The following is an 18,297-nucleotide window of genomic DNA, read 5'->3' on the forward strand; positions in this document are numbered from 1 at the left end:
GCCTAGCGAAGCTGGCAGGTGTAGTTCACATTGGCCACGCTATTTCTGAATGGGTCGGTCAATGCGTCGCTGTATTTCCCCATAAGCAGCCGCTGCTTCGGCAGCCAGTGCGTTCTGAAGAATCTTCCGAAGCTGGCAATCAGCTGCCCCTTCTCGGTCAGTGTCACGCAGCCATCATTGATGACAATGGTTCCTGACTGGAGCTGCTCCGTCAGCCGCACATCGACCAGATGATGCTCCTTGACATACTCCTGCGTGAAGACTTGCTCGAAGTTCTCCTGCTTGATGCCGCCACCCCGTTGCTGGAGTTTTTCGAGAATATAGAACGACAGCGAACGATCGATCACAGTCGGAACGGAAATGGCAAACGAATACCCAAGCAGAAGCCATATCACGATGAGCTGCAGCTTCTCGAATCCTCCAAACACCCGGAAATAGGAAAAGAACTGGAGAATTGCACCTGTCAGAAGAGCGGCAACCACTCCATCACCGATGGCGGCATAAAAGACCACGTTAACCTTGAAAAAATTAACATGGAAATAATAAATTCCAAGCAGGATCGCCGTGAAAATTACCGACGCAATAATTGCACGAGTCAGCTTCATTTCTTAAACACCAAGAACTTGTTCCCCCAGAAGCTCAACGTAATCTGAAGGGCCGTAGCCAGAAAGAACCCAATCCGGAAATCACCTGAGTAGATATCGGACCACATGAAAAGAACTGCACCGTGAAGAAGTGCGATTGCGCCGTACAAACCGCTGAACTTCAAGGCTTCGTAGAGGAGCGAATGACCGGTCCGGGAAAAAACAAAATATCTGCTCCCCAGGAAGGACGTGGCAATGCCGAACACCGCTGCAACCATATTGGCAGCACCCGCGGAGGAAAAATGCAGGACCTTAAGGTTGAAGGTCAGGACGCCATAGTGAACTGCCGTTGCGGCAAGGCCATTGATGCCATAGCGAACAACCTGGAGCACGTCGCGCTTCATGTGGCCGGCGGAGACTGAGACGTCTCGATCGCCTCCTCGACGAAGTCGTGATAGGCGATGAACGTTGTGACCGTCCCTCCACGAACCACGCCAGTAAGCATCAGCGTCATCAGCGTCAGTGTGCCGGTCTGCAGGAAGACAAGCACCAGGATCCCAAGGGCGACAGAAAACCAGCCGGGCGTCGAAAAACCCAACAGCTTGAGAATGACCGCAACGCAGGCGGCAGCGACGGACAAGCTCGCGATCATCGCGCACAGGATGCCGACACGCACCAGCACGTCTTCGGCAAACACCATCAAGCCTTTGAACCCGTGCAGCACCAAGCCAACGAAGTTCATCTTCGACTGCCCCGCGTACCGGGGGCCCCGGTTCAGCGAGCACCGCCCTGTTCGAAGCTTCGAGGCGAGAACCGCGCCCGCCACGTGGATCGACAACTCCTGCATCACGACCAGGCGCTTTACGGCATGCGGCTTGAGAGCCATGAAGTTTCCGAAACTGATGGCACGGCCGGTCATCAGGCTGAAGAAACGCTTGTAGATGGCATAGAAAGCCTTGAACCGCAACGTCTCGACCCGACTTTTGCGATGCGCCACCACCACGTCCACGTCTTCCGACTCGAGGCTCTTCAGCAGGTCAGGAATCGTGGAGGGCAGATCCTCTCCGTCCGAGTCCATCACCACAACGCGTTGGCCCTGCTGGACGTGCTCGGCAACATAGCCCAGGCCAATCGCGATGGCGCGCTGGTGCCCGACGTTTCGGCGCAGCTTCAGGATCACGCCATCGATGGGGGCCCGTTCGAGATTGCCGATCTGCATCGGCTGCTTTACGGAGCCGTCGTCCACTGCAACGACGAAAACGTCGCTGCCGAATTGCGATGCGAGCTCGGAAAACAGCCGGTTGCTGGCCTCCGTGTCTTCGTAGACCGGTGTGACGATGATGAGGGAGCGCTCGCCGATGCTCATAGAGCCAGGAATCCGCGGAAATACGCGACCGTCCGCTCGAGTCCTTCCTGGAGCTTCACCTTCGGTTCCCAGTTCAATTTCTCGCGTGCCAGCCCGATGTTGGGTTGGCGCTGCTTCGGATCGTCCTGCGGAAGAGGCTTGAAGATCAGCTTGGACTTTCCGCCCACAGTCTTGAGCACTGCTTCCGCAAGCTCTCTGATGGTGAATTCGATCGGATTGCCCATGTTGAAGGGCCCCGTGATCTCGCTCGAGGTGGCCATCATGCGAACGAAACCCTCGATCAGATCATCTACATAGCAGAAGCTGCGCGTCTGGGAGCCATCCCCGTAGATGGTGATGTCTTCGCCGCGCAGTGCTTGCACGATGAAGTTGCTGACTACCCGGCCATCGTTCGGATGCATGCGAGGGCCATAGGTGTTGAAGATCCGGACGACCTTGATCTCCAGCTGGTGCTGCCTGTGGTAGTCGAAGAACAGGGTTTCCGCGCAACGCTTGCCTTCGTCGTAGCAGGACCTGATCCCGATGGGGTTCACATGGCCCCAGTAGTCTTCACGCTGGGGATGTACTTCAGGGTCACCGTAGACCTCGCTGGTGGAAGCCTGAAGGATCTTGGCGCCCGTACGCTTCGCCAAGCCGAGCATGTTGATTGCCCCATGAACGCTGGTCTTGGTCGTCTGTACCGGATCGCGCTGGTAGTGGATGGGCGACGCTGGGCATGCCAGGTTGTAGATTTCGTCGACCTCGACATACAGGGGAAAGGTCACGTCGTGGCGCATCAGCTCGAAATGCGGGTTGTCCATGAGATGAACGACGTTATCGCGGGTACCGCTGTAAAAGTTCTCCACGCACAGCACGTCGCACCCATCATTGAGCAACCGCTCGCAGAGATGGGACCCCAAAAAGCCGGCGCCTCCGGTCACCATCACTCTTTTTCTGTTTGAAACGCGCACGAGGCCCCCGATCTATAAATGAAAACTTAAAGGCGAAATTTTAGTCTGCGGGTCACGATACCCGCACCGTCACTCACCGCGGCAGCACTCAGGCAAGCGTTGAAAGCTGGCGGCACAGCCTCACGAATACACCTCGGCCGCACCGAATTCCGCTCCCATCGCATCTTTTGGCGAGAGCGTCGGCTCAGCGCCTACATGCGGCCATGCGATGCCGATGGACGCGTCATCCCAGCGGATGCACCGTTCGTGTGCCTGCGCATAGTAGTCAGTGGTCTTGTAGAGGAAGTCAGCCGTCTCGCTCAACACCAGAAAACCATGGGCGAAACCCGCGGGCACCCACAGTTGCTTGTGATTGGCGCCGGTCAGTTCGACACCGACCCATTGCCCGAAAGTCCTGGAAGAGCGGCGAATATCCACCGCCACATCGAACACAGCGCCGTTGACCACCCGCACGAGCTTGCCCTGCGCCTGCTCGATCTGATAGTGGAGCCCCCGCAGTACGCCCTTGGTCGAGCGCGAATGGTTGTCCTGCACGAAATCGACATGCTGGCCGACGGCCTCGTCGAATGCCTTCTGATTGAAGCTCTCGAAAAAGAAACCGCGCGCATCGCCGAACACCCGGGGTTCGATCACGAGCACTTCTGGAATCGCGGTGGGCGTTGCCTTCATGACCGCACCTCGTCGCTCAGCAAACGCTTGAGGTACTTGCCATATCCGCTTTTCTCCAGCGGCGCGGCGAGCCTCTCGAGTTGCGCGTTGTCGATGAACCCGTTGCGCCACGCAATCTCTTCCGGGCACGCAATCTTCAAGCCTTGGCGATGCTCCAGGGTTGCAATGAACTGGCCAGCTTCGAGCAGGCTCTCATGCGTGCCGGTATCCAGCCACGCATAGCCGCGCTGCATGATCTGCACATTGAGTTGGCCCAGGTCGAGGTAGGCCTGGTTCACCGCAGTGATCTCCAACTCGCCACGCGCACTCGGCTTCACCGACTTGGCAATGTCGACCACTTGGTTATCGTAGAAGTAGAGCCCGGTCACCGCATAACTGCTCTTGGGCTTGACCGGCTTCTCCTCGATGCTGCTTGCCTTGCCCTGGACATCGAATGCGACCACGCCATAGCGCTCCGGATCGTGCACGTGGTAGGCAAACACCGTGGCGCCGGCGTCCTTTGCGTCTGCTCCTTCGAGCAGATGGGCCAAGTCATGGCCGTAGAAGATGTTGTCACCCAAAACTAGAGCACTTGACGAGTTGCCAACGAATTTTTCGCCAATGATGAAGGCTTGCGCCAGCCCATCCGGACTCGGCTGCACTGCGTATTGCAGATTGATGCCCCACTGGCTGCCATCACCCAACAGTTGCTGGAAGCGCGGCGTGTCCTGCGGCGTGCTGATGATCAAAATGTCGCGCATGCCGCCGAGCATCAGCGTGCTGAGCGGGTAGTAGATCATCGGCTTGTCGTACACCGGCAATAGTTGCTTGCTCATTGCCAGCGTGGCCGGATGCAGGCGAGTGCCCGAGCCGCCGGCCAGGATGATGCCTTTGCGTTGAATTGTCGTGGTCATTCTTTTCTTTGGTGTGTATTCGCTTCTCAGAGCGTCTCGCGCAGCATGCGCGCAACGCCTTCCTGCCAAGGCGGCAGGCGCAGGCCGAAGGTGGCCTGCAGCTTGGTAGTGTCCAGGCGCGAGTTGTGCGGGCGCTTCGCCGGGGTCGGGAAGGCGCTGGTCGGCACGGCCTCGACAGCCTGCGGGCCGGCCTTGAGCTCGACGCCGGCCTGCTGCGCCATTTCGAGCACGAAGCGCGCATAGCCGTGCCATGTCGTTTCACCGCCCGCAATCGCGTGATAGAGCCCGGCCTTGGCCGGATCCTGCAGCGCGGCGCGGATGGCATGGGCCGTCACGTCGGCCAGCAGTTCGGCACCGGTGGGCGCACCGAACTGGTCGTCGATGACGGTCAGCTTTTCGCGCTCCTTGGCCAAGCGCAGCATGGTCTTGGCGAAGTTGCCGCCGCGCGCCGCGTACACCCAGCTTGTGCGGAAGATCAGGTGCTTCGGGCAGTGCTGCGCCACCAGTTGTTCGCCTTCGAGCTTGGTCTGCCCGTAGACGCTGAGCGGGCCGGTAGCGTCGTCTTCCTTCCAGGGCTTGCTGCCGCTGCCGTCGAAGACATAGTCGGTCGAGTAATGCACCATCAGCGCGCCAATCTGCCGGGCGGCTTCGGCCACCACGCCGGGCGACGTGGCGTTGAGCTTGCGTGCGAATTCGGGTTCGCTCTCGGCCTTGTCGACGGCGGTGTGTGCTGCGGCATTCACGATCACGTCGGGGCGCACCTTCAACACTGTCTCGGCCAATTGCTCTGGCCGGCTGAAGTCGGCGTGGAAATCGGTGCTGTCGAAATCGAGCGCGACCAGTTCGCCCAGCGGCGCGAGGCTGCGTTGCAGTTCCCAGCCGACCTGCCCGCCCTTGCCCAGCAGCAGCAGCTTCATGCCGCGGCCTTTGCGTCGTACTGCTTTTCCACCCACTCACGGTAGGCGCCGCTTTGCACGTTGCGCACCCACTCGCTGTTCGCGAGGTACCACTCGACGGTCTTGCGGATGCCGGTGTCGAAGGTCTCGGCGGGCTTCCAGCCGAGCTCTGCTTCGAGCTTGCGTGCGTCGATGGCGTAGCGGCGGTCGTGGCCCGGGCGGTCCGTGACGTAGGTGATCTGTTCCTTGTAGGGCTTGCCGTCGGCCTTGGGGCGCAGCTCGTCGAGCAGCGCGCACACGGTGTTGACGATCTCGATGTTCGGCTTCTCGTTCCAGCCGCCCACGTTGTAGGTCTCGCCCAGTTTGCCGGCCTCGAGCACGCGGCGGATGGCGCTGCAGTGGTCCTTCACGTAGAGCCAGTCGCGCACCTGCATGCCATCGCCGTACACAGGCAGCGGCTTGCCGGCCAGCGCGTTGACGATCATCAGCGGGATCAGCTTCTCGGGGAAGTGGAACGGGCCGTAGTTGTTGGAGCAGTTGGTGGTGAGCACCGGCAGGCCGTAGGTGTGATGCCAGGCGCGCACGAGATGGTCGCTGGCGGCCTTGCTGGCCGAGTACGGGCTGTTGGGCTCGTATTTGTTCTCTTCGGTGAAGGCCGGGTCGGTCTTCGAAAGCGAGCCGTAGACCTCGTCAGTCGATACGTGCAGGAAGCGGAAGGCTGTCTTCTGGTCGGCCGGCAGCGCGCCCCAGAAGCCACGCACCGATTCGAGCAGGCGGAAGGTGCCGAGCACGTTGGTCTGCACGAAGTCTTCGGGGCCGTGGATCGAGCGGTCCACATGCGATTCGGCGGCAAAGTTGACCACGGCGCGCGGCTTGTGCTCGGCCAGCAGGCGGTCGACCAGGGCGCTGTCGCCGATGTCGCCCTGCACGAAGATGTGCTTCGGGTTGTTCTTGAGCGACGCGAGCGTCTCGAGGTTGCCGGCGTAGGTCAGCTTGTCGAGATTCACGACCGGCTCGTCGCTGTTCGCGATCCAGTCGAGTACGAAATTGGCGCCAATGAAGCCAGCGCCGCCGGTAACCAGGATCATGAGGTCCCCTGTTGTTGTGGAACGATCGCCCTGCGGCAAATCAACAGGCGATTATCCCATTGGCACGCTGGCCTTAATTCCGCGGTTGGCACCCGCGCAAGCCCCGCCTACAATCGACCCACTGCAGGAGAGCGGGCCACCAAATGGCCCTACCGAAGGCGCAAACTCCCATAAACGCTCAGGTCGGCCCGAACAGGGGGTCTGTACTGCATCAACTGAAACGCCGTCTGGAGAGCCATCGCACCGTTCAACATGGTCGCGATGCACCGAAGGAGCAAACCCTCTGCGGGCGCAGCGGGTGAATCTCTCAGGTACCGAGGACAGGGGGAGCGGCAACTTGGACAGCGGTCGTCCGGTTGCTTGCTATTAATTCAATAGTATTCACCCTCGCCCGCCGTTCAAGCGCAGCACCTCAAAGGTACTTGAAATGCGCGTGATCGTTCTTGGCGCCGGCTTGCTCGGCGTGACCTCGGCTTACTACCTCCAGCAACTCGGCCACGAAGTGACCGTGATCGACCGGCAGGCCACCCCGGCCGCCGAAACCAGCTTCGCCAACGGCGGGCAGATTTCCGTCAGCCATGCCGAACCCTGGGCCAACCCCAGCGCGCCTCTCAAGGTGCTGCAGTGGCTGGGCAAGGAAGATGCCCCGCTGCTGTTCCGCATCCGCGCCGACATGCGCCAGTGGCTGTGGGGCCTGCAGTTCCTGCGCGAATGCACGCCGGCGCGCACCCGCCACAACATCGAGCAGATCGTGCGTCTCGGCACATACAGCCGCTCGATGTTGCAACAGTTGCGCCGCGACACCGGCATTGCCTACGACCAGCGCACCCAGGGCATCCTCCATTTCTATACGACGCAGAAGGAGTTCGACGGCGCCCTTGCGCCCGCCGAGCAGATGCGCGCCCTGGGCTGCGAGCGCCAGGTCATCTCGGCAGACGAGGCCGTGAAGATCGAGCCCGCCCTCGCCCACATCCGCCCGAAACTGGCCGGCGCGACCTACACGGCAGAAGACGAGTCGGGCGACGCCAACCGCTTCGCACGCGAGCTGTCCCGGCTCGCGGCAGAAGCCGGCGTGAAATTCCTGATGAGCCACACCGTCACCGCCCTGCGCGAGGCCGGCGGCAGCATCGATCACGTGGAGGTCACCGATGCCGAAGGCCGCTTCCAGCGCATCCGCGGCGATGCCTTCGTGATGGCGATGGGCTCGCTGAGCCCGCTGCTTGCGGCGCCGCTGGGCATCCGCCTGCCGATCTATCCGGCCAAGGGCTATTCGGTCACGCTGCCCGTCAAGGACGCGTCCAAAGCCCACCAGGTCTCGCTGACCGACGACGAATTCAAGCTCGTGTTCTCGCGCTACACCTCGGAATCCGGCGACCGCCTGCGCATCGCCGGCACGGCCGAGCTCAACGGCTACGACCGCGACCTGAACCGCGTGCGCTGCGAAGCCATCGTGCGCCGCGTCGAAGAGCTGTTCCCCGGCGCCGGCGACACCACGCAGGCGCAGTTCTGGACCGGCCTGCGCCCCGCCACGCCGAGCAACGTGCCGCTGATCGGCAGGACCAAGCTCGCGAACCTGTTCCTGAACACCGGCCACGGCACGCTCGGCTGGACGCACGCCTGCGGCTCGGGCAAGTCGATTGCGCGCATCGTGAGCGGGCTCGCACCGGAGGTGGATTTCGCGTTCACGGGAATGCCGGCGCCGCAGCCGCGCGTGCTGCAACCGGCGTGATCGGCGGCTGAAAGGCGGTCAGTCGTTGGCCGTGAACACCGTCAGCACCCCGGTATACCCATACAGGTGGTGCCGCGCGATTTCTCCGGCGGCAAAGAACCCGACCAGCGGCACGTCGCCCAGCGCGTGCCGCACGATCTGCAACTCTGCGCCCGGCGCGCCGAAATGCGGCCCGCCACGCCCGGAACAGCTCACGTATACCGCTCCCGCGATGCGCCTTGCCGGATGCGGCGCCGCCTCGGCCTCGCCCGCCGCCACGGCGCGCGCGGTGGCCAGCGTCTGCTCTTCCGGCTCCAGCTCTTCACGGATCTCGGCGCAGATACGCATCAGGTCCAACCGCGCCGCCTGCGCATTGCGGCGGCAGAAGGTCAGGCGCATGCCGGCTTCGGCCGTGTCGGCAATCGCGATGCCGCGCCGCGTCGGGTCGAGCCCGATGATGTGGCGCACCAGCACGTCGGCGCCCAGGTCGCCGGTGCGGCGGATGCCGTCGCTGCCCGCATCGGCCAGACCGACCAGCGTGTTGCGCACGGCGTCGATGGCTTCCTGCGGCCGCTCCAGCGACACCTGCAGATCGGCCAGCAGCACGTCGAGCGCCGGTTCGCCGTCGAGCCTGAGCAACAGGTTGCCGTCGGCCTCCGTGATCTCTCTCTCGCGCACCGCGCCCGAGCGCAGCGGCTGGCAGCCCTGCGTGACGCGCGACACCAGCCGCACGCCGTCACCGAACACCACGCCCGACAGGCCGCCTGAAAACACCCCGCCCGCCGCCCCGTGGCCGCGGATGTTGCCGTTGCCGCCGATCGCGAATTGCAGCGCGCCGCCACGGCCAGACGAGAGCCCTCCGAACAGGTAGCCGGTGTCGGTGCGGCCCGCCATCTCGGCGATCAACTCGGTCAGGTCCGGCGTGGCCGGGTCGGCGTGCACCAGCGCGGTGTGGGCCTCGAAGCCGCTCATTTCGGAGTTGCCCAGCGGCGCGACGCCCGAGAACACGCGGTACTGGTCGCTCGGCAGCGCGCAGAGCATCAGCGTCATGCCGGGCTCGTCGAAGTATTCGGCGTTGTTGGCTGCCACGCCGATGCCGACGGTGCCCGACCAGTCGGTCACTTCGGGCAGTTCGGCGCTCAGGTGGTCGAGGATGTCCTGCGCCTCGGCGGCGTAGTGGTCGGTGATGTAGAGCAGCCCGAGCGTCGGCGACGACGCGTAGTCGGGCAATGCCATCTGTGCGCGCAACTGGGCCAGCACGAGGCCGGCCGCCATGCGCCATTGCGGATGGGTGGCATGACCGGAGGGAAACAGTTTCATGATGCGTGCCAACCCGTTCTTTCCAAAAATATGTGGGTATGACGTCAGCGCCGGCTGGAGGTTCGCTTGCGCGCGGCGGTCGACGTCTTTTTCCTGGCGGCCGGAGCCGCCGCCTTCTTTGCCGCGGCAACGGGCTTGCGGGCCTTGGTTGCCGCCGGCTTGCCGCCCATCGCCTTGCCGACCGCGTCGGCCAGCGGCTGGGCCATGGCCGGCACCTTCAGCTGCGCGGCGTCCTGCAGCGCCGAGCTGGCGATCTGCTGGAACTGCTCGGTGAGCGAGCCCCACCACTGCATGGGATCGACCACGCCGGCGCCGTCGGCGGCCTTCGATTTAGCGGCGGCCGGCCGGGTGCGCGACTTCTTCGGCGTCGGCGCTTCCTCTTCCTCGGGCAGCTCGTCTTCTTCCTCGATCTCTTCGGGCTCCGGCTCGGGCGCGGCGGCAGGGGCTGCTGGTGCGGGCGCCGGCATCACGGCCGCGGCCTGCTTGGTGAACGCGCTGGCGATGTCTTCCATGCGCACGTTCATGCCGCGCAGCGTCGACAGCGTCATCTTCTGCACCTCGAGCGCCTGGATGGTGGCCTTGAGCGCATGGCCGTTCTGCTCGAGCCAGTACTGGACCGTCTTGAGTTCCTGGATGCGTTTGTCGACTTCCTCCACGCTCAGGGTGGGCGCGACCCAGCTCGCAAGGCTCGGAATCCCCGGCACCGAACCGGCGCCGGTGCCCGCTGCGGCGCCGCCGGCGAGGTTCTTCAGGAAGTCGAATCCGGGAACGAACTGGCTGAAGTCGAAGGGCTTGCTGGCGTTGCTCATGCGGAGGGTCTCCTGGGAGGGTTTTCTTGTGTTCCCAGCTTACTCCAAGCCTCCGGCATTTAACCTTCATGCGCCGCCTTTCCCAACGGGGAATTGCCCCTTCGCGAAACACCACGGAACCGGCTTCGCCGGGCCGTCGGTGTTGCCCCCGGTAGGGGGAAGGAGAAGCGACACAAAGTGCGCGAAGCCTGGGGGCGAGCCAGATCAGAGCTCGTCGCGAACCTTGCTGAAAACCTTCCAGAACGTCGCGTCCTGCGAGGTCGCGAAGTTGATGCGCATCATGGCGCTCGGCGGCCGGCGCGCATGGAACAGCGAGCCCGGCGCCAGCAGGTAGCCCTGGTCGAGCATGCGCTGCGTGAGCGCGTCGGTGTCCACGCCCGTGTCGACCCAGCCGAACAGCCCCGCCGGCTCCGACGCGAAGGTGCAGCCGTGCGACATCGCCAGCTTCACCGCCCGCCCCCTCGCCCCGTCGAGGCGGATGCGCACGCGCTCCGAATGCCGGCGCAGCTGCCCCTGGTCGATGCACCACGACAGCGCTCGCTCGAACAGCGTGGGCGAGGTCAGCGTGGCCAGCAGCTTGGTCTCGAGCAGCCGCTCTTTCAGCGCGGGCGGCGCGGCAAAGAAACCGATGCGCCAGTTGGGCGCCAGGATCTTGGCAAAGCCGCTCACGTAGATGGTGCGCTGCAGCCCGTCGAGCGCGCTGAGCCGGGTGGCGTGCTCGGGCGCGAGGTGGCTATAGGTGTCGTCCTCGACGATGTGGAAGTCGTGCTCGTTGGCCAGCTTGAGCACGCGGTGCGCGCTGCCTGGCGTGAGGCTGTAGCCGGTCGGGTTGTGCAGCACGCTCACGCTCACGAACAGCTTGGGGCTGTGCAGCTTGCAGTACTGCGCCATCACTTCCAGGTCGGGCCCGTCGGCGCGGCGCGGCACCGGCAGGATGCGCATGCCCAGCGCCTCGAGCCGCGCGAATTCGAGCGCCCATCCCGGCTCCTCGACCATCACCGGGTCGCCCGCGCGCAGCAGCGTTCGGCTCACGATGTCCAGCGCATGGGTGGCGCCGATGGTGGTCACGATCTGGTCGGGCGTGGCCGGCACGTTGATGCCCACCAGCTTCTGCGACAGGCTGCGCCGCAGGCTCATGTCGCCGGCCGGCTCGCCGTACTGGAGCGACAGCTCCTGCAGCGCGGCTGTATTGGTCATGCGCCGAACGGCCGTGGGCATGAAGGTCGACGCCATCCAGTCGGGCGGGAACACGCCCATGCCCGGCTGCGGCTTGTCGCTGGGGCGGTGGAACATGCTGCGGATCAGCGAGCTGGCGTCGGCGGGCACACGCGAGGCCATCATCTGCACGGCGATTGCCGCCGGCACGCCGATCGCGCCGGGTGCGTCAGCGCCATTGCCCGGGCGGCCGTCCTGCAACGCGGCGGCGTCGCGCACGTAGAAGCCGCGCTGCCGGCGGGCCTCGACCAGCCCCTGCGCCAGCAGCTGGTCGTAGGCGGCGACGACTGTATAGGGGCTCACCCCCTGCTGCCGCGCGCATTCGCGCACCGAGGGCAGGCGCGCGCCGGGCGGCAGCAGCCGGGTGCGGATGCGTTCGGCCAGCCGGTCGGCCAGCTGCCCCGTGAGCGACTGGGTGGAGGTTCTTGTCAGCATGCGTTCCCGTGTCCCAGAAGAGCCTTGTGGGCTCTGTGCCGAAGGAATGACCAATACAGTTTCAGTGATTGTTCGACCATCTGTACTGGAACTGTAATGGTCTCAAGTTTAGAGTGTGTGTCATGAACTGGCAAGAATTCACCGCGCTGCTGGTGCTGGCCACGGCGATGAGTTTTTCGCCCGGTCCCAACACCACGCTCTCGACCGCCCTGGCGGCCAACGGCGGCCTGCCGCGCGCGATGCGCTTCGTGGTCGCGGTGCCGGTCGGCTGGACTCTGCTGCTGGTTTTGTGCGCCGCCGGCATCGGCGCGCTGGTGGTGGCGGTGCCGCCGCTGCGGGTGGCCATCAAGGCTTTGGGCATCGGCTACCTGCTGTGGCTGGCCTGGAAGCTCAGCGGCAGCGCCACGCTCGGCAAGGCCGACAGCGCCAAGCTGTCGGTCGGCTTCGGCCAGGGCGTGATGCTGCAGTTCGTCAACATCAAGGCCTGGCTGCTGGCGCTCACGCTGGTGGCCGGCTGGATCGCCGGGCAGCCAGACGCGCTGCGCCGCTTCGCCATCGTGGCGCCGGTGATGCTGGTCTTCGCCTTCGCCAGCAACTTCGCCTATGCGCTGGTCGGTGCCCTGCTGCGCGAATGGCTGTCCAAGGGCGCGCGGCTGCTGTGGTTCAACCGCGCGATGGGCCTGGTGCTGGTGCTCACCGCCTGGTGGATGGTGAGCGTATGAGATTGGCTCACCCCCAGGCTTCGCGCACTTCGTGTCGCTGCGCCACCCCCCTTGCAGGGGGCAATACCTGCGGCCCGGCAAAGCCGGTTCCACGGTATTCCCCGATGGAACCCCGTTCATCTTCAAAGGCACTTTTTTCGCCGGGTTCGCGCGTATGAGGAGCATCAAGGACGAAACGCTCGGCATGTGGCTCGGCGTGATCGGCGTGGCGCTGTTCGCGGTCACGCTGCCGATGACGCGGCTGGCCACCGGCACGCAGGCCGCGCCGCAGTTGTCGCCCTGGTTCGTCACGCTCGGGCGCGCGGCGCTGGCGGGGATGCTGTCGGCCGTCTTTCTGCTGGTGACGCGCTCGCCACGCCCGGCCCCGCACCAGTGGCGGCCGCTGGGCATCGCGGTGCTGGGCAACGTCATCGGCTATCCGCTGCTGCTGGGCTATGCGCTGCGCGTGGTCACGGCCAGCCATGCGGCGGTGGTGACGGCGCTGCTGCCGCTGGTCACGGCAGCCGTCGCGGCCTGGGTGCTGCACCAGCGCGCACGGCTGGGCTTCTGGCTTTGCGCCATCGCGGGTAGCCTGCTGGTGGTCGCGTTCTCGGCGCTGCGCGCCAGCCAGACGGGGCACGGCTTCGGCTTCGAATGGGCCGACCTGCTGCTGGTCGGCGCGGTCATCGCGGCATCGTTCGGCTACATCTACGGCGCGCAGGTCACGCCGTCGCTGGGCGCCGAGCGCGTGATCTGCTGGGTCTGCGTGATGGCGCTGCCCGTCACGCTGCCGGCCACGCTGGCGCTGTGGCCGCAACAGCCCATTGCCACCTCGGCGTGGCTCGGCTTCGTCTACGTCGGCATGTTCTCGATGTGGATCGGCTTCTTCGCCTGGTATCGCGGCCTGGCGCTGGGCGGGGCGCTGCGTGTGAGCCAGACGCAACTGCTGCAACCATTCCTGTCGATCCTCGCGTCGATCCCGCTGCTGGGCGAGCCGCTCGACGTGGTGACGCTGGGCTTCGCGATCGCGGTGGTGGCCACCGTGGTCGTGGGCAAGCGGCTGTCGCAGCCGGCCAAGCCAACGCAGCCCGCAACGCCGAAAATGACGCCTGCCGCCGCCCGCAAGGCCAGCCCGCACGGACGCTGATCCGCCGTACCCTCTCCTTCGAATCTCACCTCACCGCCTGAAAGAAGAAAGCCATGAACTGGAAACTCGCCGCCCGCGCCGCAAAGATGAACCCCTCGGTGCTGCGTGAAATCCTGAAGGTCACCGAACGCCCCGGCATCATCAGCCTGGCCGGCGGCCTGCCTTCCCCCAAGACCTTCCCGATCCAGGCGTTCGCCGACGCCTGCGCCGAAGTGCTGCACAACGACGGCCAGGCCGCCCTGCAGTACGCCGCCAGCGAAGGCTATGCACCGCTGCGCCAGGCCGTGGCCGACATGCTGCCGTGGGACGTCGACGCTTCGCAGGTGCTCATCACCACCGGCTCGCAGCAGGGCCTGGACCTCGTGGCCAAGGTGCTGATCGATCCGGGCAGCAAGGTGCTGGTCGAGACGCCCACCTACCTCGGCGCGCTGCAGGCCTTCGGCCCGATGGAGCCGAACCCCGTGGGCGTGGCGAGCGACGACGAGGGCGTGATCGTCGATGACCTCGTGGCCAAGGCCAAGGACGCGCGATTCGTCTACCTGCTGCCCAACTTCCAGAACCCCACCGGGCGCACCATGACCGAAGAGCGCCGCGCCGCCGTCTCGGCCGCCGCCGCCGAGGCCGGCTTGCCCATCGTGGAGGACAACCCCTACGGCGAACTCTGGTTCGACGAAGCCCCGCCGCTGCCGCTGGCCGCGCGCAACCCCGAGGGCGTGATCTACCTCGGCTCGTTCTCGAAGGTGCTGGCACCCGGCCTGCGCCTGGGCTTCCTGGTGGCGCCCAAGTCGATCTACCCGAAGCTGCTGCAGGCCAAGCAGGCCGTCGACCTGCACACGCCGATCTTCACGCAGCGCATGGTGTCGGCCGTCATGAAGGACGGCTTCCTGGACCGCCACGTGCCCACCATCCGCGCCCTCTACAAGCGCCAGCGCGACGCGATGATCGCCGCGCTCAAGCGCGAGATGGCCGGCCTGGACGTGAAGTTCAACGCACCCAAGGGCGGCATGTTCCTGTGGGCGCGCCTGCCGGAGGGCGTCGACACCGTGACGCTGCTGCCCAAGGCGGTGGAGCGCAACGTGGCCTTCGTGCCGGGCGCGCCGTTCTACGCGGGCGAAGGCGATCCGCGCACGCTGCGCCTGTCGTTCGTGACCGCGAGCGAGCAAGAGATCGACACCGCCATCGCCGCGCTGGCGCAGACGCTGCGCGAGGAACTGGTGCTGCTCGGCGACAAGCAACTCGCAGCCGCCCAGATCTGAAAGCACAACCCAGGAGCCTCCCTTGATCGGCCTCGCGACGCTCTCGCTCTTCCTGCTCGCGGTTCTGGCGCTGTTCCTGTCGCCCGGCCCGAACATGGCTTTCGTGCTCTCGCACGGCGTGGCCCATGGTCCGCGCGGCGGTTTCGCGGCGGCCATCGGCATCTCGGCGGCCGACCTGGTGCACACGCTGTTCGCCGCCACCGGCGTCACCGCGCTGGTGGCGGCGTGGCCGCCTTCGTTCGACGTGCTGCGCTATGCGGGCGCGCTGTACCTGGTGTGGCTCGCGGTGCAGGCGCTGCGCAGTGGTGGCGGCCTTCGCATCGGCGCGAAGGCGCAGCCGGCAGGCTTCGGCCGCATCGTGCGCATGGCGCTGCTGAACAACCTCGTCAATCCGAAGGCGCTGCTGTTCTTCATGGTGTTCCTGCCGCAGTTCGTCGACCCCTCGCGCGGCAGCGTGCCGCTGCAGCTGGTGCAGCTGGGCGTGGTGCTGTCGATGGCCGCGCTGGCCTTCAACACGCTGCTGGGCGCATGCAGCGGCCAGATCGGCCGCTGGCTGCACAGCCGCCCCGGAGCGGCGCGCTTCCAGAGCGGCCTGCTGGCCGTCGTGATGCTGGGGCTGGCCGTGCGCCTGCTCTTCCTCGATCGTCCTTCACCTCGCTGAAGAGGGTTTCCCATGAACGTTCTGAAGATCGCAGCCTTCTCGGATGGCGAGACGGGCGGCAACCCTGCCGGCGTCGTCATCGCCGATGCGCTGCCGCCCGCGGCGCAGATGCAGCGCATTGCCGCGGAAGTCGGCTTCTCGGAAACCGCGTTTGCCGCCCGCGCCGATGACGGCGGCTGGCGCGTGCGCTACTTCGCGCCGCAGTCCGAAGTGCCCTTCTGCGGCCACGCGACGATCGCGCTGGGTGCCGCGCTGGCAATGCAGCAAGGCGACGGCGTGTTTCCGCTCACGCTCAACAATGCGCGGATCACCGTGGAAGGCCGGCGCAGCGGCAGCCTGGTCGAGGCCGCGCTGCAGTCACCGCCCACGCGCAGCGCCGCGGCGTCGCCCGAGCTGCTGTCGGAGGCCCTGGCCCTGTTCGGCTATGCACCGCAAGACCTGGATCCGCGCATTCCGCCGGCCATTGCCCATGCAGGCGCCGACCATCTGGTGCTGGCCCTGGCAAGCCGCGCGGCCCTGTCGTCGATGCACTACGAGCTGGAGGCCGGCCGAGCGCTGATGGCCCGCGCGGGGCTCACGACAATCGTGCTGGTCTTTGCCGAGACCGCGCAGCTGCTGCACACGCGCAACCCTTTCGCGTCCGGCGGCGTGTACGAAGACCCCGCCACCGGCGCCGCCACGGCCGCGCTGGCCGGCTACCTGCGCGACATCGGCTGGCCGCACGGCGGCGCCATCGACGTGGTGCAGGGCGAAGACATGGGCATGCTGTCGCGCCTGCATGCCGACATCCCGCCCGTGCCGGGCAGCTCGATCCGCGTGTCGGGCACCGCGCGCATCATGCGGGCCTGAGTCGCCGAAGAACCAGGAAAAGAAAGAACCCAACCATGCTCAATATCTGGGGCCGCATCAGCTCGATCAACGTCCGCAAGGTGGTGTGGTGCGCGCAGGAACTCGGGCTCGACTTCCAGCGCACCGAGGCCGGCGGCAAGTTCGGCGTGGTGCAGACGCCCGAATACCTGGCGCTCAACCCGAATGCCATGGTGCCCGCCATCGACGACGGCGAAGGCGCCGAGCGCGTGACGCTGTGGGAATCGAACGTGATCGTGCGCTACCTCTGCGCCAGGCATTCGCACGGCAACTTCTACCCGAGCGAACTGCCCGCGCGCTTCGACGCCGAGCGCTGGATGGACTGGCAGCAGACCACGCTCAACCGCGCGAGCCGCGACGCCTTCATCCAGTGGGTGCGCACGCCGCCGTCGGAGCGCCAGAGCGCACTCATCGAAGCCTCGGTGCGCGAGAGCGAGGCGCTGTTCGCGATGCTCGACGCGCACCTGGCCAGGCGCGCCTACATCGGCGGCGACAGCTTCACGATGGCCGACATTCCCGTCGGCTGCGAAGCGCACCGCTGGTTCGGCTTGCCCGCCGCCGAATACCGCCGGCCGAGCTGGCCGAACCTCGAACGCTGGTATGCGGCGCTCCTTTCCCGCCCGGGCGCGCGCGGCGTGCTCGACCTAAGCCTGGAATGACCCCCAGTCTTCGCGCACTTCGTGTCGCTTCGCCAACCCCCTTCCAGTGGGCAACACCGGTGGCCCGGCAAAGCCGGCTCCACGGTGTTCCCCGACTGACATAGCGCATTGATCACTGAACCGATTTTTTGAATTCCCCATGAAATCCCGCCCCTTCAAGCAAGTCGACGTCTTCACGGCCACGGCCTACCGCGGCAACCCGCTGGCCGTGGTGATCGACGGCAACGGCCTCGACGACGCCACGATGCAGCGCTTCGCGCAGTGGACCAACCTGTCCGAGACCACCTTCCTGCTGCCGCCCACCGAGCCGACGGCCGACTACCGCGTGCGCATCTTCACGCCCGGGGGCGAGCTGCCTTTTGCCGGCCATCCGACCATCGGCAGCTGCCACGCATGGCTGCAGGCCGGCGGCAAGCCCAAGGCACCCGGCATGGTGGTGCAGCAATGCGGCGCGGGCCTGGTGCCGCTGCGCCGCGAGGGCGAACGCCTGGCCTTTGCCGCGCCGCCGCTCAAGCGCAGCGCGCCCAGCCCCGCGCTGCTGGCCAAGGTGGCCGGCGCGCTGGGCCTGAAGGCGCAGCAGATCATCGCGGCGCAGGTGCTCGACAACGGCCCGGTCTGGTTCGGCCTGCTGGTCAATGACGCCGATGCCGTGCTGGCGCTCACGCCCGACCACCGCACGCTCAGGGAGCTTGGCGTGAAGGCCGGCGTGGCGGGCGTTCCCGCGGCCATCGACACCTCGCCGCTGATCGGCCGCTCGAACCGCGAGGCCCGCGCCTTCGGCAACCGCCCGGCCGCCGAGTACGACGACGGCGCAAAGATCAACCTCGAAGTGCGCGCCTTCGCCGAGCCCGTCGGCGTGCAGGAAGACCCGGTCACCGGCAGCCTCAACGCGAGCCTGGCCGAGTGGCTGATTGCCGACGGCCACATGCCCGAGCGCTATCTCGCCGCGCAAGGCCAGTGCCTCGGCCGCGCCGGACGCGTGTACATCGAGCGCGACGCCGAAGGCCGGATCTGGGTCGGCGGCGACGCCGTGACCTGCATCGACGGCCAGGTCACCCTGTAGGCATGACGCC

At 65.8% G+C, this 18,297-nt stretch carries 19 protein-coding genes and 2 riboswitches; of the genes, 8 read left to right on the forward strand and 11 right to left on the reverse strand.

What is annotated here, in order from left to right; translation table 11 throughout:
* Positions 1-2: 2 nt before the first annotated feature.
* From ACWV14_RS28215 to rfbB, 8 genes are all read right to left on the reverse strand, one after another.
* The gene (locus ACWV14_RS28215; protein ID WP_454904894.1) at positions 3-605 is read right to left on the reverse strand and encodes a hypothetical protein; all 603 of its coding nucleotides are present in this window, start codon (positions 603-605) and stop codon (positions 3-5) included.
* Positions 602-988, reverse strand: a complete 387-nt coding sequence (locus ACWV14_RS28220; protein WP_454904896.1) for a GtrA family protein — start codon at positions 986-988, stop codon at positions 602-604. The genes ACWV14_RS28215 and ACWV14_RS28220 overlap by 4 nt, the downstream gene beginning before the upstream one ends.
* On the reverse strand, positions 985-1,950 hold the full coding sequence (locus ACWV14_RS28225) for a glycosyltransferase (RefSeq protein WP_454904898.1): 966 nt from the start codon (positions 1,948-1,950) through the stop codon (positions 985-987). The genes ACWV14_RS28220 and ACWV14_RS28225 overlap by 4 nt, the downstream gene beginning before the upstream one ends.
* Complete coding sequence (locus tag ACWV14_RS28230; RefSeq protein WP_454904900.1) at positions 1,947-2,873, reverse strand: UDP-glucuronic acid decarboxylase family protein; 927 nt, start codon at positions 2,871-2,873, stop codon at positions 1,947-1,949. Before ACWV14_RS28230 ends, ACWV14_RS28225 begins: the two co-directional genes overlap by 4 nt.
* A gap of 147 nt (positions 2,874-3,020) precedes the next feature.
* Positions 3,021-3,569: a dTDP-4-dehydrorhamnose 3,5-epimerase gene (gene rfbC / locus ACWV14_RS28235; protein WP_454904902.1), complete on the reverse strand. Its 549-nt coding sequence runs from the start codon at positions 3,567-3,569 to the stop codon at positions 3,021-3,023.
* Positions 3,566-4,462, reverse strand: coding sequence for a glucose-1-phosphate thymidylyltransferase RfbA (gene rfbA / locus ACWV14_RS28240; protein ID WP_454904904.1), 897 nt, complete (start codon positions 4,460-4,462; stop codon positions 3,566-3,568). The genes rfbC and rfbA overlap by 4 nt, the downstream gene beginning before the upstream one ends.
* Positions 4,463-4,488: 26 nt before the next feature.
* Positions 4,489-5,379, reverse strand: coding sequence for a dTDP-4-dehydrorhamnose reductase (gene rfbD / locus ACWV14_RS28245; RefSeq protein ID WP_454904905.1), 891 nt, complete (start codon positions 5,377-5,379; stop codon positions 4,489-4,491).
* Positions 5,376-6,446 carry a dTDP-glucose 4,6-dehydratase gene (gene rfbB, locus ACWV14_RS28250; protein WP_454904907.1) on the reverse strand — a complete coding sequence of 357 codons (1,071 nt, stop codon included), beginning with the start codon at positions 6,444-6,446 and terminating at the stop codon, positions 5,376-5,378. Before rfbB ends, rfbD begins: the two co-directional genes overlap by 4 nt.
* Before the next feature lie 114 nt (positions 6,447-6,560).
* Positions 6,561-6,652: riboswitch (glycine riboswitch) on the forward strand.
* A gap of 11 nt (positions 6,653-6,663) precedes the next feature.
* Positions 6,664-6,780: riboswitch (glycine riboswitch) on the forward strand.
* A 93-nt stretch (positions 6,781-6,873) separates the two neighbouring features.
* On the opposite strand from rfbB, the gene ACWV14_RS28255 reads away from it, so the two are divergent.
* On the forward strand, positions 6,874-8,175 hold the full coding sequence (locus tag ACWV14_RS28255) for a D-amino acid dehydrogenase (protein ID WP_454904908.1): 1,302 nt from the start codon (positions 6,874-6,876) through the stop codon (positions 8,173-8,175).
* An 18-nt stretch (positions 8,176-8,193) separates the two neighbouring features.
* Here the strand turns inward: ACWV14_RS28255 and ACWV14_RS28260 are convergent, their stop codons facing one another.
* The 3 genes from ACWV14_RS28260 to ACWV14_RS28270 form a co-directional block, all read right to left on the reverse strand.
* Positions 8,194-9,474: an FIST signal transduction protein gene (locus tag ACWV14_RS28260; RefSeq protein WP_422088396.1), complete on the reverse strand. Its 1,281-nt coding sequence runs from the start codon at positions 9,472-9,474 to the stop codon at positions 8,194-8,196.
* A gap of 44 nt (positions 9,475-9,518) precedes the next feature.
* A complete protein-coding gene (locus ACWV14_RS28265; protein ID WP_422088397.1) occupies positions 9,519-10,283 on the reverse strand; it encodes a PhaM family polyhydroxyalkanoate granule multifunctional regulatory protein in 765 nt (254 codons plus the stop codon).
* Positions 10,284-10,487: 204 nt separating this feature from the next.
* Positions 10,488-11,933, reverse strand: a complete 1,446-nt coding sequence (locus tag ACWV14_RS28270; protein WP_454904911.1) for an aminotransferase-like domain-containing protein — start codon at positions 11,931-11,933, stop codon at positions 10,488-10,490.
* Positions 11,934-12,055: 122 nt separating this feature from the next.
* On the opposite strand from ACWV14_RS28270, the gene ACWV14_RS28275 reads away from it, so the two are divergent.
* From ACWV14_RS28275 to ACWV14_RS28305, 7 genes are all read left to right on the forward strand, one after another.
* Positions 12,056-12,655: a LysE family translocator gene (locus tag ACWV14_RS28275; RefSeq protein WP_422088399.1), complete on the forward strand. Its 600-nt coding sequence runs from the start codon at positions 12,056-12,058 to the stop codon at positions 12,653-12,655.
* Between the two features lie 154 nt (positions 12,656-12,809).
* Entirely contained in the window at positions 12,810-13,781 is a 972-nt protein-coding gene (locus tag ACWV14_RS28280; RefSeq protein ID WP_454904913.1) for a DMT family transporter, read from the forward strand.
* Between the two features lie 53 nt (positions 13,782-13,834).
* The gene (locus ACWV14_RS28285; RefSeq protein WP_422088401.1) at positions 13,835-15,037 is read left to right on the forward strand and encodes an aminotransferase-like domain-containing protein; all 1,203 of its coding nucleotides are present in this window, start codon (positions 13,835-13,837) and stop codon (positions 15,035-15,037) included.
* Positions 15,038-15,059: 22 nt separating this feature from the next.
* Positions 15,060-15,698, forward strand: a complete 639-nt coding sequence (locus ACWV14_RS28290; protein ID WP_454904915.1) for a LysE family translocator — start codon at positions 15,060-15,062, stop codon at positions 15,696-15,698.
* 12 nt (positions 15,699-15,710) lie between these two features.
* Positions 15,711-16,547 (forward strand): PhzF family phenazine biosynthesis protein, encoded by an 837-nt coding sequence (locus ACWV14_RS28295; RefSeq protein ID WP_454904917.1) that lies wholly within the window; start codon positions 15,711-15,713, stop codon positions 16,545-16,547.
* 35 nt (positions 16,548-16,582) lie between these two features.
* On the forward strand, positions 16,583-17,224 hold the full coding sequence (locus ACWV14_RS28300) for a glutathione S-transferase family protein (protein ID WP_454904919.1): 642 nt from the start codon (positions 16,583-16,585) through the stop codon (positions 17,222-17,224).
* Between the two features lie 139 nt (positions 17,225-17,363).
* Positions 17,364-18,287, forward strand: coding sequence for a PhzF family phenazine biosynthesis protein (locus ACWV14_RS28305; protein ID WP_454904920.1), 924 nt, complete (start codon positions 17,364-17,366; stop codon positions 18,285-18,287).
* Positions 18,288-18,297 lie beyond the last annotated feature (10 nt).

This window comes from Variovorax durovernensis (genome assembly GCF_977011995.1).

What these genes read in the sequence shown, in the direction of transcription:
- ACWV14_RS28215 (WP_454904894.1), bottom strand. Translation starts at nt 605, where the DNA reads ATGAAGCTGACTCGTGCAATTATTGCGTCGGTAATTTTCACGGCGATC.
- ACWV14_RS28220 (WP_454904896.1), bottom strand. Translation starts at nt 988, where the DNA reads ATGAAGCGCGACGTGCTCCAGGTTGTTCGCTATGGCATCAATGGCCTT.
- ACWV14_RS28225 (WP_454904898.1), bottom strand. Translation starts at nt 1,950, where the DNA reads ATGAGCATCGGCGAGCGCTCCCTCATCATCGTCACACCGGTCTACGAA.
- ACWV14_RS28230 (WP_454904900.1), bottom strand. Translation starts at nt 2,873, where the DNA reads ATGGTGACCGGAGGCGCCGGCTTTTTGGGGTCCCATCTCTGCGAGCGG.
- rfbC (WP_454904902.1), bottom strand. Translation starts at nt 3,569, where the DNA reads ATGAAGGCAACGCCCACCGCGATTCCAGAAGTGCTCGTGATCGAACCC.
- rfbA (WP_454904904.1), bottom strand. Translation starts at nt 4,462, where the DNA reads ATGACCACGACAATTCAACGCAAAGGCATCATCCTGGCCGGCGGCTCG.
- rfbD (WP_454904905.1), bottom strand. Translation starts at nt 5,379, where the DNA reads ATGAAGCTGCTGCTGCTGGGCAAGGGCGGGCAGGTCGGCTGGGAACTG.
- rfbB (WP_454904907.1), bottom strand. Translation starts at nt 6,446, where the DNA reads ATGATCCTGGTTACCGGCGGCGCTGGCTTCATTGGCGCCAATTTCGTA.
- ACWV14_RS28255 (WP_454904908.1), top strand. Translation starts at nt 6,874, where the DNA reads ATGCGCGTGATCGTTCTTGGCGCCGGCTTGCTCGGCGTGACCTCGGCT.
- ACWV14_RS28260 (WP_422088396.1), bottom strand. Translation starts at nt 9,474, where the DNA reads ATGAAACTGTTTCCCTCCGGTCATGCCACCCATCCGCAATGGCGCATG.
- ACWV14_RS28265 (WP_422088397.1), bottom strand. Translation starts at nt 10,283, where the DNA reads ATGAGCAACGCCAGCAAGCCCTTCGACTTCAGCCAGTTCGTTCCCGGA.
- ACWV14_RS28270 (WP_454904911.1), bottom strand. Translation starts at nt 11,933, where the DNA reads ATGCTGACAAGAACCTCCACCCAGTCGCTCACGGGGCAGCTGGCCGAC.
- ACWV14_RS28275 (WP_422088399.1), top strand. Translation starts at nt 12,056, where the DNA reads ATGAACTGGCAAGAATTCACCGCGCTGCTGGTGCTGGCCACGGCGATG.
- ACWV14_RS28280 (WP_454904913.1), top strand. Translation starts at nt 12,810, where the DNA reads ATGAGGAGCATCAAGGACGAAACGCTCGGCATGTGGCTCGGCGTGATC.
- ACWV14_RS28285 (WP_422088401.1), top strand. Translation starts at nt 13,835, where the DNA reads ATGAACTGGAAACTCGCCGCCCGCGCCGCAAAGATGAACCCCTCGGTG.
- ACWV14_RS28295 (WP_454904917.1), top strand. Translation starts at nt 15,711, where the DNA reads ATGAACGTTCTGAAGATCGCAGCCTTCTCGGATGGCGAGACGGGCGGC.
- ACWV14_RS28300 (WP_454904919.1), top strand. Translation starts at nt 16,583, where the DNA reads ATGCTCAATATCTGGGGCCGCATCAGCTCGATCAACGTCCGCAAGGTG.
- ACWV14_RS28305 (WP_454904920.1), top strand. Translation starts at nt 17,364, where the DNA reads ATGAAATCCCGCCCCTTCAAGCAAGTCGACGTCTTCACGGCCACGGCC.